The 12,989-nt window shown below is 53.3% G+C and carries 11 protein-coding genes; all 11 read left to right on the top strand.

Going from position 1 to position 12,989, the window contains the following annotated elements; translation table 11 throughout:
• Positions 1-2 precede the first annotated feature (2 nt).
• The 11 genes from aroA to kdsB all read left to right on the top strand — a co-directional run bounded on the left by aroA (position 3) and on the right by kdsB (position 12,780).
• Entirely contained in the window at positions 3-1,286 is a 1,284-nt protein-coding gene (aroA, locus tag J4613_RS09745) for a 3-phosphoshikimate 1-carboxyvinyltransferase (RefSeq protein ID WP_000445191.1), read from the top strand.
• 143 nt (positions 1,287-1,429) lie between these two features.
• The gene (locus J4613_RS09740) at positions 1,430-2,191 is read left to right on the top strand and encodes a M48 family metallopeptidase (protein WP_000792301.1); all 762 of its coding nucleotides are present in this window, start codon (positions 1,430-1,432) and stop codon (positions 2,189-2,191) included.
• A gap of 172 nt (positions 2,192-2,363) precedes the next feature.
• The gene (gene cmk, locus J4613_RS09735) at positions 2,364-3,047 is read left to right on the top strand and encodes a (d)CMP kinase (RefSeq protein WP_000125007.1); all 684 of its coding nucleotides are present in this window, start codon (positions 2,364-2,366) and stop codon (positions 3,045-3,047) included.
• 113 nt (positions 3,048-3,160) lie between these two features.
• Complete coding sequence (rpsA, locus tag J4613_RS09730) at positions 3,161-4,834, top strand: 30S ribosomal protein S1 (protein WP_000140324.1); 1,674 nt, start codon at positions 3,161-3,163, stop codon at positions 4,832-4,834.
• 155 nt (positions 4,835-4,989) lie between these two features.
• Positions 4,990-5,274: an integration host factor subunit beta gene (ihfB, locus tag J4613_RS09725; protein WP_000167332.1), complete on the top strand. Its 285-nt coding sequence runs from the start codon at positions 4,990-4,992 to the stop codon at positions 5,272-5,274.
• 229 nt (positions 5,275-5,503) lie between these two features.
• Positions 5,504-7,768 (top strand): ComEC family protein, encoded by a 2,265-nt coding sequence (locus tag J4613_RS09720; RefSeq protein ID WP_000705780.1) that lies wholly within the window; start codon positions 5,504-5,506, stop codon positions 7,766-7,768.
• A 36-nt stretch (positions 7,769-7,804) separates the two neighbouring features.
• Positions 7,805-9,553 (top strand): lipid A ABC transporter ATP-binding protein/permease MsbA, encoded by a 1,749-nt coding sequence (gene msbA / locus J4613_RS09715; RefSeq protein ID WP_000551246.1) that lies wholly within the window; start codon positions 7,805-7,807, stop codon positions 9,551-9,553.
• Positions 9,550-10,527 carry a tetraacyldisaccharide 4'-kinase gene (gene lpxK / locus J4613_RS09710; protein ID WP_000561677.1) on the top strand — a complete coding sequence of 326 codons (978 nt, stop codon included), beginning with the start codon at positions 9,550-9,552 and terminating at the stop codon, positions 10,525-10,527. Before msbA ends, lpxK begins: the two co-directional genes overlap by 4 nt.
• A gap of 43 nt (positions 10,528-10,570) precedes the next feature.
• On the top strand, positions 10,571-11,803 hold the full coding sequence (locus J4613_RS09705; protein ID WP_000056925.1) for a winged helix-turn-helix domain-containing protein: 1,233 nt from the start codon (positions 10,571-10,573) through the stop codon (positions 11,801-11,803).
• A 51-nt stretch (positions 11,804-11,854) separates the two neighbouring features.
• Complete coding sequence (gene ycaR / locus J4613_RS09700; RefSeq protein ID WP_000350061.1) at positions 11,855-12,037, top strand: protein YcaR; 183 nt, start codon at positions 11,855-11,857, stop codon at positions 12,035-12,037.
• Positions 12,034-12,780 carry a 3-deoxy-manno-octulosonate cytidylyltransferase gene (gene kdsB, locus J4613_RS09695; RefSeq protein ID WP_000011576.1) on the top strand — a complete coding sequence of 249 codons (747 nt, stop codon included), beginning with the start codon at positions 12,034-12,036 and terminating at the stop codon, positions 12,778-12,780. Before ycaR ends, kdsB begins: the two co-directional genes overlap by 4 nt.
• The last annotated feature ends 209 nt before the right edge of the window (positions 12,781-12,989 follow it).

The following is a 12,989-nucleotide window of genomic DNA, read 5'->3' as shown; positions in this document are numbered from 1 at the left end:
TCATGGAATCCCTGACGTTACAACCCATCGCGCGGGTCGATGGCGCCATTAATTTACCTGGCTCCAAAAGTGTTTCAAACCGTGCTTTGCTCCTGGCGGCTTTAGCTTGTGGTAAAACCGTTCTGACGAATCTGCTGGATAGCGATGACGTCCGCCATATGCTCAATGCCCTGAGCGCGTTGGGGATCAATTACACCCTTTCTGCCGATCGCACCCGCTGTGATATCACGGGTAATGGCGGCGCATTACGTGCGCCAGGCGCTCTGGAACTGTTTCTCGGTAATGCCGGAACCGCGATGCGTCCGTTAGCGGCAGCGCTATGTCTGGGGCAAAATGAGATAGTGTTAACCGGCGAACCGCGTATGAAAGAGCGTCCGATAGGCCATCTGGTCGATTCGCTGCGTCAGGGCGGGGCGAATATTGATTACCTGGAGCAGGAAAACTATCCGCCCCTGCGTCTGCGCGGCGGTTTTACCGGCGGCGACATTGAGGTTGATGGTAGCGTTTCCAGCCAGTTCCTGACCGCTCTGCTGATGACGGCGCCGCTGGCCCCTAAAGACACAATTATTCGCGTTAAAGGCGAACTGGTATCAAAACCTTACATCGATATCACGCTAAATTTAATGAAAACCTTTGGCGTGGAGATAGCGAACCACCACTACCAACAATTTGTCGTGAAGGGAGGTCAACAGTATCACTCTCCAGGTCGCTATCTGGTCGAGGGCGATGCCTCGTCAGCGTCCTATTTTCTCGCCGCCGGGGCGATAAAAGGCGGCACGGTAAAAGTGACCGGAATTGGCCGCAAAAGTATGCAGGGCGATATTCGTTTTGCCGATGTGCTGGAGAAAATGGGCGCGACCATTACCTGGGGCGATGATTTTATTGCCTGCACGCGCGGCGAATTGCACGCCATAGATATGGATATGAACCATATTCCGGATGCGGCGATGACGATTGCCACCACGGCGCTGTTTGCGAAAGGAACCACGACGTTGCGCAATATTTATAACTGGCGAGTGAAAGAAACCGATCGCCTGTTCGCGATGGCGACCGAGCTACGTAAAGTGGGCGCTGAAGTCGAAGAAGGGCACGACTATATTCGTATCACGCCGCCGGCGAAGCTCCAACACGCGGATATTGGCACGTACAACGACCACCGTATGGCGATGTGCTTCTCACTGGTCGCACTGTCCGATACGCCAGTCACGATCCTGGATCCGAAATGTACCGCAAAAACGTTCCCTGATTATTTCGAACAACTGGCGCGGATGAGTACGCCTGCCTAATCCTTCTGTTGCGCCAGTCGACAGGCTGGCGCATCGAGGTCCGCATTCGCACTATTTTTACAATTATGACTAATGCTAATTTGTTGATGATTTAACACATTGATTTATGTGTTTTTTATAATAGTTATCAACGGAAGATTAGTATGAAAAATAAATCATTATTACTGGCGGTGGCGATTTCCGCTACGCTACTGGCAGGATGTAAAAATGGCGTGAATGGCAATTTAATCGCCAGTTCAGGCATGTCAGCCTACAAAGCCGCCACACTGTCCGATGCGGATGTTAAAGCATTATCTAATAATGCCTGTAAACAAATGGACAGCGAGAATCAACTGGCAGGTTCGAAAAGCAAATACACCAAACGTTTGAGCAAAATCGCCAAAGCGCTGGGTAACAACATTGACGGTACGCCGGTTAGCTATAAAGTCTATATGACCAGCGATATCAACGCATGGGCGATGGCGAACGGTTGCGTTCGCGTATACTCCGGCCTGATGGATCTGATGACCGATAATGAAATTGAAGGCGTACTGGGCCATGAACTGGGCCATGTCTCTTTAGGGCACTCCCGCAAGGCAATGCAGACCGCCTATGCCACGCTGGCGGCTCGCGATGCGATTTCCGCCACCAGCGGTGTCGCAGCGCAGCTTTCCCAGTCTCAATTGGGCGATCTGGCGGAAGGCGTCATCAATTCGGCGTTTTCTCGCAGTCAGGAGTCGGATGCGGATGACTTCTCTTACGATCTGCTGAAAAAACGCGGGATTAACACCCAGGGCTTAGTCACGGCATTCGATAAATTCGCCACAATGGACGCAGGTCATGCAAAATCATTGATGGACTCCCACCCGGCCTCAGCCGATCGCGCGCAGCATATGCGCGACAGAATTGCCGAAGATAAAAAGTAAATCATTGTCATCTTCCGGGCTGGTTTCTCGCCGGCCCGCTATAATTGCGCAATTATTCCGCATCTGATTACAGACAAAACTGGTTTTTGCACGCAACGTTAACGGTCGCGAGCGTTGGCGCGTATAATGCGCGGCGTTTACGTTAACGGTACGCCTGTTTAAGGAGATAAAGATGACGGCAATTGCCCCGGTAATAACCATTGATGGCCCAAGCGGTGCAGGTAAAGGCACCTTGTGCAAAGCAATGGCGGAAGCATTGCAATGGCATCTGCTGGATTCCGGCGCGATATACCGCGTACTGGCGCTGGCGGCATTGCACCACCATGTCGATCTTGCCTCTGAAGATGCGCTGGTGCCGCTGGCGTCCCATCTGGACGTGCGTTTCGTCTCAACGGACGGCAACCTGGAAGTTATCCTGGAAGGCGAGGACGTTAGCGGCGAAATTCGTACGCAGGAAGTCGCGAACGCGGCATCCCAGGTGGCGGCATTCCCACGCGTGCGTGAAGCGCTTCTTCGCCGCCAACGCGCATTCCGCGAAGCGCCTGGTTTAATCGCCGATGGACGCGATATGGGGACCGTGGTCTTCCCGGATGCGCCGGTAAAAATTTTCCTTGACGCCTCCTCGGAGGAACGTGCGCATCGACGTATGCTACAGTTGCAGGAGAATGGCTTTAGTGTTAACTTTGAACGCCTTTTGGCCGAGATCAAGGAACGCGACGATCGCGATCGTAATCGCGCTGTAGCGCCGTTAGTTCCTGCTGCTGATGCATTAGTTTTGGATTCTACCCGATTAAGCATTGAGCAAGTGATTGAAAAAGCGTTACAATATGCGCGCCAAAAATTGGCTCTCGCTTAAATGCGACCGAATTTGTAGTACCCCCGTTGCAAAGGATTGACAGCGGGTATGTTAAACAACCCCATCCGGCACGGAGCCAGGTGGACGTTAAATATGAAACCTGAAGATTAAACATGACTGAATCTTTTGCTCAACTCTTTGAAGAATCCTTAAAAGAAATCGAAACCCGCCCGGGTTCCATCGTTCGTGGTGTTGTTGTTGCTATCGACAAAGACGTAGTACTGGTTGACGCCGGTCTGAAATCTGAGTCTGCCATTCCGGCTGAGCAGTTCAAAAACGCCCAGGGCGAACTGGAAATCCAGGTTGGTGACGAAGTTGACGTTGCTCTGGATGCAGTAGAAGACGGCTTCGGTGAAACTCTGCTCTCTCGTGAGAAAGCTAAACGTCACGAAGCATGGATCACGCTGGAAAAAGCTTACGAAGATGCTGAAACTGTTACCGGTGTTATCAACGGCAAAGTTAAGGGTGGCTTCACTGTTGAGCTGAACGGTATTCGCGCGTTCCTGCCAGGTTCTCTGGTAGACGTTCGTCCGGTGCGTGACACTCTGCACCTGGAAGGCAAAGAGCTTGAATTCAAAGTAATCAAGCTGGACCAGAAACGTAACAACGTTGTGGTTTCTCGTCGTGCCGTTATCGAATCCGAAAACAGCGCAGAACGCGATCAGCTGCTGGAAAACCTGCAGGAAGGCATGGAAGTTAAAGGTATCGTTAAGAACCTCACTGACTACGGTGCATTCGTTGATCTGGGCGGCGTTGACGGCCTGCTGCACATCACTGATATGGCCTGGAAACGCGTTAAGCATCCGAGCGAAATCGTGAACGTTGGCGACGAAATCAACGTGAAAGTGCTGAAATTCGACCGCGAGCGTACCCGTGTATCCCTGGGCCTGAAACAGCTGGGCGAAGATCCGTGGGTTGCTATCGCTAAACGTTATCCGGAAGGTACCAAACTGACCGGTCGCGTGACCAACCTGACCGACTACGGCTGCTTCGTTGAAATCGAAGAAGGCGTTGAAGGCCTGGTTCACGTTTCCGAAATGGACTGGACCAACAAAAACATCCACCCGTCCAAAGTGGTTAACGTTGGCGACGTAGTGGAAGTGATGGTTCTGGATATCGACGAAGAACGTCGTCGTATCTCCTTAGGGTTGAAGCAGTGCAAATCTAACCCGTGGCAGCAGTTCGCAGAAACCCACAACAAGGGCGACCGCGTTGAAGGTAAAATCAAGTCTATCACTGACTTCGGTATCTTCATCGGCCTGGACGGCGGCATCGACGGCCTGGTTCACCTGTCTGACATCTCCTGGAACGTTGCAGGCGAAGAAGCAGTTCGTGAATACAAAAAAGGCGACGAAATCGCTGCAGTTGTTCTGCAGGTTGACGCAGAACGTGAACGTATCTCCCTGGGCGTTAAACAGCTCGCAGAAGATCCGTTCAACAACTGGGTTGCTCTGAACAAGAAAGGCGCTATCGTAACCGGTAAAGTCACTGCAGTTGACGCGAAAGGCGCAACCGTAGAACTGGCTGACGGCGTTGAAGGTTACCTGCGTGCTTCTGAAGCATCCCGTGACCGCGTTGAAGATGCGACTCTGGTTCTGAGCGTTGGCGACGACGTTGAAGCTAAATTCACAGGCGTTGATCGTAAAAACCGCGCAATCAGCCTGTCTGTTCGTGCGAAAGACGAAGCTGACGAGAAAGATGCCATCGCAACTGTTAACAAACAGGAAGATGCAAACTTCTCTAACAACGCAATGGCTGAAGCATTCAAAGCAGCTAAAGGCGAGTAATCCTCTGAAACTTCGGGTCTTTTAGTCCGAAGTATAACGAGATTACTTGACAGATTGCAGGTTTCGGCCTGTAATCAAGCACTAAGGGCGGCTACGGCCGCCCTTAATCAATCTCACGGCTGCAGCCAATTTGCCTTTAAGGAACCGGAGGAATTATGACCAAGTCAGAATTGATTGAAAGACTTGCAACCCAGCAATCTCACATTCCCGCTAAGGCGGTTGAAGACGCGGTAAAAGAGATGCTGGAGCATATGGCCTCGACTCTTGCGCAGGGCGAGCGTATTGAAATCCGCGGTTTCGGCAGTTTTTCTTTGCATTACCGCGCGCCTCGTACCGGACGTAACCCCAAGACCGGCGATAAAGTGGAACTGGAAGGAAAATACGTTCCTCACTTTAAACCGGGTAAAGAACTGCGCGATCGCGCCAATATTTACGGTTAAGTTTTAACGCAAAACTTGAACCCGAAAAAAGCACCGTCAGGGTGCTTTTTTCATTTATACGCCGTCAGGCGCAAACGCTATTCGACCGAAAACTGGAAAACGTTTCGCATTTTTTGCTGCGTCTTACATTTATCAGGTAAAAAACCTGGAATCCGCGCCGTATAGCACAAAATCCCCTCCAGACAATGGCGTCCTGAACCTGCACACTTTCCCGCACAGGGAGGTGTCTATGAAGATAACGACGGTCAGCGTATGCGTAGTATGCGGCATACTTCCGCTCATGATATTGCCAGTATTACCTGATACGTGGATTCTCGCGGTGCTGTTTTGTCTGGCATGTTTGCTTTGCCTCATACCCCATCACTATGCGCGCTACGCGGCATTAACCTTGCTCTTTTTCATGTGGGGGATATTTGCCGCCAGGCAGGCCATCTGGGCGGGAAACGTCCTGCCCGCCGCGACGCAGGAGGCGACAGTCGTCATTACTGCCACCGATCATATGACCACTCATTATGGGCGAATCACCCATTTGCGCGGAAAGCCGCTCTTTCCTGCTGTAGGGATTGTCCTGCATGGCCAGTACTTACCCACGGAAGTGTGTGCCGGACAGCAGTGGGCGATGACGCTGAAGGTCAGAGCGGTACACGGACAGCTTAACGAAGGCGGTTTTGATAGCCAGCGTTACGCGCTGGCGCAGCACCAACCGTTGACCGGGCGTTTTCTACAGGCTAAAGCGATTAACCCTGAGTGTAGCTTGCGTGGGCGCTATCTTGCTTCGCTTCGCGCTACGCTTGCGCCTTATCCGTGGCAGCAGGTTATTCTGGCGTTGGGAATGGGGGAGCGGGGAGCGGTGTCGCAGGAGGTGAAGGCCGTTATGCGCGATACGGGGACTGCCCATTTGATGGCGATTTCCGGCCTGCATATCGCTTTTGCTGCGTTATTGGCTGCCGGATTAATCCGTGGCGGACAATTCTTTTTGCCGGTCAGATGGATTCGTTGGCAGACGCCATTGCTGGGCGGCATTCTTTGCGCGATATGTTATGCCTGGCTTACCGGCTTACAACCGCCTGCGCTGCGCACGGTGGCGGCGCTGAGCGTCTGGGGAGGATTAAAATTAAGCGGACGACAGTGGAGCGGCTGGCAAGTCTGGTGCTGCTGTCTGGCCGCGATTATTTTCGCCGATCCTGTGGCGGTTATATCACAAAGTCTTTGGCTGTCAGCATTTGCGGTTGCCGGCCTGTTATTCTGGTATCAGTGGTTTCCTGCGCCAAACGGAAATTTTCCACGGGGCTTACGTTGGTTGCTTAACCTGCTTCACCTACAGGCAGGCATTACACTTCTGCTTTTGCCTCTCCAGGTGGCGCTTTTTCATGGCATAAGCGTTACCGCAATGCTGGCGAATCTTTTTGCCGTACCCTGGGTCACATTTGTGACGATTCCGCTCATCCTGGCGGGAATGATTCTGCATTTAACCGGGCCGTTTTTTCTTGAAGAGTGGGTATGGTACCTGACCGATCGCGCGTTAGCCGCGCTATTTTACCTGTTGAATGCTTTACCGCAGGGCTGGGTGAATATTGATAACCGTTGGCAGTGGCTGACGTTTTTGCCCTGGCTAATGCTTATCGCGTGGCGATTAAACGTCTGGCGTACCTGGCCGGCGGTCTGTTTATGCGGGTTATTGTTGATGAGCTGGCCACTCTGGCGGCCGATAAACGCCAGCGGATGGCAGGTGCATATGCTGGATGTCGGTCAGGGGCTGGCGATAGCGATCGTCAGGGGCGATAAAGTAATACTCTACGATACCGGTCGGGCATGGCCGGAGGGCGACAGCGGGCAACAGGTTATTATTCCCTGGTTGCGCTGGCATAATCTGACGCCGGAGGGCGTTATTTTGAGTCATGAGCATCTGGATCATCGGGGCGGGCTGCGTTCGCTACAGCAGGTCTGGCCGTCAATGTGGATTCGCAGCCCGTTAGGCTGGCAGGGACATTTGCCCTGTTTTCGCGGCGAGCAGTGGCAATGGCAGGGGCTAACGTTTCAGGCGCACTGGCCGTTACGCGAAAGTGCCGATCGAGGAAATAACCGTTCTTGTGTGGTCAAAGTGGATGACGGTGTACATAGCATCCTGCTCACGGGCGATATCGAAGCGGGCGCTGAACAAAAAATGCTAAGTCGTTACTGGCGACATCTTGCGGCGACGTTTATCCAGGTGCCGCATCATGGTAGTAATACGTCGTCGTCGCTACCATTTATTCAGCGCGTACATGGTGAAGCGGCGCTGGCGTCCGCATCGCGCTATAACGCATGGCGGCTGCCGTCCCGCAAGGTAAAACAGCGCTACCGACAGCAGGCGTATCAGTGGTTTGATACACCCCACCAGGGGCAAATTTCGCTGCTGTTTTCTCCGCAGGGCTGGCGCATACAAGGCTTACGGGATCAAATTTTACCTCGCTGGTATCATCAGTGGTTTGGCGTGTCCGAGGATAACGGGTAGAATATGCGGCTATTTCAACAAATGCTGGTTTTTTGAATGCATAACGATAAAGATCTCTCTACGTGGCAGACCTTCCGCCGACTGTGGCCAACCATAGCGCCTTTTAAAGCAGGTCTGATCGTGGCGGGCATAGCGTTAATTCTCAACGCAGCCAGCGATACCTTCATGCTATCGCTCCTCAAGCCATTACTGGATGATGGTTTCGGTAAAACGGATCGCTCAGTGTTGCTGTGGATGCCGCTGGTGGTTATTGGGCTGATGATATTACGAGGCATCACTAGCTATATCTCCAGCTACTGTATTTCATGGGTGTCAGGCAAGGTGGTAATGACCATGCGCCGTCGCCTGTTTGGCCATATGATGGGAATGCCCGTCGCCTTCTTTGATAAACAGTCTACCGGTACGCTGCTGTCGCGTATTACATACGATTCAGAACAGGTTGCCTCTTCTTCATCTGGCGCGCTGATTACCGTGGTGCGTGAAGGGGCATCGATCATCGGATTGTTTATCATGATGTTCTATTACAGCTGGCAGTTGTCGATCATCCTGGTTGTTTTAGCGCCGATTGTGTCGATTGCGATTCGCGTTGTCTCAAAGCGGTTCCGCAGCATCAGTAAAAATATGCAGAACACGATGGGACAAGTGACTACCAGCGCTGAACAAATGCTGAAAGGACACAAAGAGGTACTGATTTTTGGCGGTCAGGAAGTCGAAACTAAGCGCTTTGATAAAGTCAGCAATAAGATGCGACTGCAAGGCATGAAAATGGTCTCTGCCTCGTCAATTTCCGATCCTATCATTCAGCTCATTGCCTCGCTGGCGCTGGCGTTTGTTCTCTATGCTGCGAGCTTCCCAAGCGTAATGGATAGCCTGACGGCAGGGACCATCACCGTGGTGTTCTCCTCCATGATCGCGCTGATGCGTCCATTAAAATCGCTGACAAACGTTAACGCGCAGTTCCAGCGTGGGATGGCGGCTTGTCAAACGTTGTTTGCGATTCTGGATAGCGAACAGGAGAAAGATGAAGGTAAACGTGTCATTGACCGCGCGACCGGCGATCTCGAATTCCGCAATGTGACGTTTACTTACCCGGGCCGTGAAGTGCCGGCATTGCGTAACATCAATTTGAAAATTCCTGCCGGGAAAACCGTGGCGCTGGTGGGGCGTTCCGGATCGGGTAAATCAACTATCGCCAGTCTGATCACCCGTTTCTACGATATTGATGAAGGACACATCCTGATGGATGGTCACGATCTACGCGAATACACTCTGGCCTCTCTACGTAATCAGGTGGCGCTGGTTTCGCAAAACGTGCATCTGTTTAACGACACGGTCGCCAATAACATTGCTTATGCCCGGACGGAAGAATACAGCCGCGAGCAGATTGAAGAGGCGGCGCGCATGGCCTATGCCATGGACTTTATCAATAAGATGGATAATGGCCTGGATACCATTATCGGCGAAAACGGCGTACTGCTTTCCGGCGGTCAGCGCCAGCGTATCGCGATCGCCCGCGCCTTACTGCGCGACAGCCCGATTCTGATCCTTGATGAAGCTACGTCCGCGCTGGATACCGAATCTGAACGTGCGATTCAGGCAGCGTTGGATGAGCTGCAGAAAAACCGTACCTCTCTGGTGATTGCGCACCGTCTCTCCACCATCGAACAGGCAGATGAGATCGTTGTAGTCGAAGACGGTATTATCGTTGAGCGCGGCACTCATAGCGAGTTGCTGGCGCAACACGGCGTTTACGCCCAGCTACATAAGATGCAATTTGGCCAATGATTGCGCGTATCTGGTCGGGTGAATCCCCGCTATGGCGGTTACTGCTGCCGCTCTCCTGGCTGTATGGTCTGGTGAGCGGGGCGATTCGTCTGAGCTATAAGCTTGGTTTTAAACGCGCCTGGCGAGCGCCGGTACCGGTGGTTGTGGTAGGGAATCTTACGGCTGGCGGTAACGGTAAAACCCCCGTAGTCATTTGGCTGGTGGAAAAGCTGCAACAGCGTGGCGTGCGCGTGGGGGTTGTTTCCCGCGGCTACGGCGGGAAAGCTGCCGCTTATCCGCTGCTCCTGACGCCGGAGACGACAACCGCAGAAGCGGGAGATGAACCGGTATTGATTTATCAACGGACCGGCGCGCCTGTCGCGGTGGCGCCTGAACGCGCCGCGGCGGTGAAAGCGATTCTGGCGGCGCATAATGTGCAGATTATTATCACCGACGATGGGTTGCAGCATTACCGGCTCGCGCGAGATATTGAAATTGTGGTGATTGACGGCGTGCGCCGTTTTGGCAACGGCTGGTGGCTTCCTGCCGGTCCTATGCGCGAACGCGCCAGTCGCCTGAAAACCGTAGACGCCGCTATCGTGAATGGCGGCGTCGCCCGGGCGGGCGAAATCCCCATGCAGCTAGCGCCTGGACTGGCGGTGAACTTACGTACGGGAGCGCGTTGCGATGTGGCGCAACTGAGCAATATTGTGGCGATGGCGGGCATCGGTCATCCGCCGCGCTTTTTCGCCACGCTGGAAGCCTGTGGCGCGCATCCGCAAAAGTGTGTCCCTCTGGCGGATCATCAAACGCTCGCCCCTGCTGACGTTCAGGCGTTGGTCGGTGAAGGGCAGACCCTGGTAATGACGGAAAAAGACGCGGTGAAATGCTGTGCTTTTGCCGAAGATAACTGGTGGTTCTTACCGGTTGATGCGCGTTTGTCCGGTGAGCAGCCTGATAAGTTGCTTGAACATATCACCTCGCTGGTTCGCTAGCGTACCCCAATGCAGCGGCAGTGATGAATTTATGGAGTCATGAATGTCATTGCCGTACCTTTCTCTTTCCCAGGCCCGTTGTCTTCACCTTGCTGCGCAGGGGCTATTGAAAAAGCCGCGCCGTAACGCGATGCCTGGCGATGTTCTTGCCGCCATCTCACGCATGGCGTTGCTGCAAATTGATACCATCAATGTTGTCGCACGTAGCCCCTATCTGGTGCTGTTTAGCCGTCTCGGCTCGTACCCGCAGGCCTGGCTGGATGAGGCGCTGCGACGCGGCGAGTTAATGGAATACTGGGCGCATGAGGCCTGTTTCTTACCACGCCGTGACTTTAAACTTATCCGCCATCGTATGCTGTCGCCGGAAAAGATGGGCTGGAAATATCGCGCGGCATGGATGCATGAGCACGCGGAAGAAATAGAACAGCTAATGCGGCATATTCAGGAGCACGGCCCGGTGCGATCTGCCGATTTTGAACATGCGCAGAAAGGCGCCAGCGGCTGGTGGGAATGGAAACCACATAAACGCCACCTTGAGGGTTTATTTACCGCCGGAAAAGTCATGGTTGTTGAGCGGCGTAATTTTCAACGTGTATATGATTTAACGCGCCGTGTGATGCCGCACTGGGATGATGAACGCGATGGACTGTCACAGCCGCAGGCGGAAAGCCTGATGCTGGATAATAGCGCGCGCAGTCTGGGGATTTTCCGTGAACAGTGGCTGGCGGATTACTACCGCCTGAAACGTCCTGACCTGAAGGGATGGCGGGAGAGCCGGGCGGAACAGCAGCAGATTATTCCGGTCGAGGTGGAAACGTTGGGGCGGATGTGGCTTCATGCCGATCTTCTTTCGCAGCTTGAACCGGCGCTAAATAACGCCTTAAAGGCGACCCATAGCGCAGTACTGTCGCCTTTCGATCCTGTGGTATGGGATCGCAAGCGGGCAGCGCAGCTCTTCGCATTTAACTATCGGCTGGAATGTTATACGCCCGCGGCGAAGCGCCAGTACGGTTATTTTGTGCTGCCGCTATTATACCAGGGCCGTTTAGTCGGGCGAATGGATGCCAAAATGCACCGTAAAACGGGGGTGCTTGAGGTTATCTCGCTGTATCTGGAGGACGATATCCGCCCTGGCGTTAGTCTGCAAAAAGGAATCTGGCAGGCGATTAGCGCGTTTGCTGCCTGGCAACGGGCATCGCGCGTGACGCTGGGACAATGTCCGCCAGGCCTGTTTAGCGCCATGCGTCATGGCTGGGAAATAGACCCTGCACCATAACTGATTATGTTAATATTGAAGGATTCACAATCCGGTCCATCTGGAGGAACTATGGATCATCGTCTGCTTGAAATCATCGCCTGCCCGGTATGTAACGGCAAACTCTGGTATAACCAGGAACAGCAAGAATTAATTTGCAAACTGGATAATCTCGCTTTCCCGTTACGCGACGGCATTCCTGTATTGCTGGAAAATGAAGCTCGCGCCCTGACATCTGATGAGAGTAAATCATGAGTTTCGTCGTCATCATTCCGGCCCGTTTTTCATCTACCCGACTGCCAGGCAAACCATTAGTGGATATTAATGGTAAGCCCATGATTGTTCATGTCCTGGAGCGGGCGCGCGAATCTGGCGCGGAACGCATTATTGTCGCCACCGATCATGAAGACGTGGCTCGTGCGGTAGAAGCGGCTGGCGGCGAAGTGTGCATGACGCGCGCCGATCACCAGTCCGGCACCGAACGGTTGGCGGAAGTGGTAGAGAAGTGCGGATTCAGCGACGATACCGTTATTGTGAACGTTCAGGGCGATGAGCCGATGATCCCGGCGGTTATTATTCGCCAGGTCGCGGAAAATCTGGCGCAGCGCCAGGTTGGCATGGCGACGCTGGCGGTGCCGATTCACAGCGCCGAAGAAGCGTTTAACCCGAATGCGGTAAAAGTCGTGTTGGATGCCGAAGGCTATGCGCTCTACTTTTCCCGGGCGACGATTCCCTGGGATCGCGACCGCTTTGCAAAAAGTCTGGAAACGGTAGGGGATACTTGCCTTCGTCACCTGGGCATTTATGGCTATCGCGCGGGATTTATCCGCCGTTACGTGAGCTGGCAACCCAGCCCGCTTGAACATATTGAAATGCTGGAGCAACTCCGTGTGCTGTGGTACGGCGAAAAAATTCATGTCGCCGTCGCCAAAGCGGTGCCCGGCACGGGCGTAGACACCGCCGACGACCTGGAGCGCGTACGCGCTGAAATGCGTTAACATGATCCTGTTCATGATCGTCTTAGACGGTCATGAACAGCGCGGTATGATAGCGCAAAGATGAATACTCACGTCTGCTCATCAGTGGCGGCTTTCTCGTACCGTTACGATTTTCCTCATTTTTCTTTTCTTCCCTTGATCTGATACGGGTGACATCTGTCCATACGACGCTCATTATTAAAGCAGTAGCACTAATGGGGGTAATCTGG

The organism is Salmonella sp. 32020114201800008SM, assembly GCF_017572025.1.
Lineage (GTDB): Bacteria > Pseudomonadota > Gammaproteobacteria > Enterobacterales > Enterobacteriaceae > Salmonella > Salmonella enterica.
Note: the sequence above shows the minus strand (reverse complement) of the source record. Positions and strands in the feature narration are given on the sequence as shown.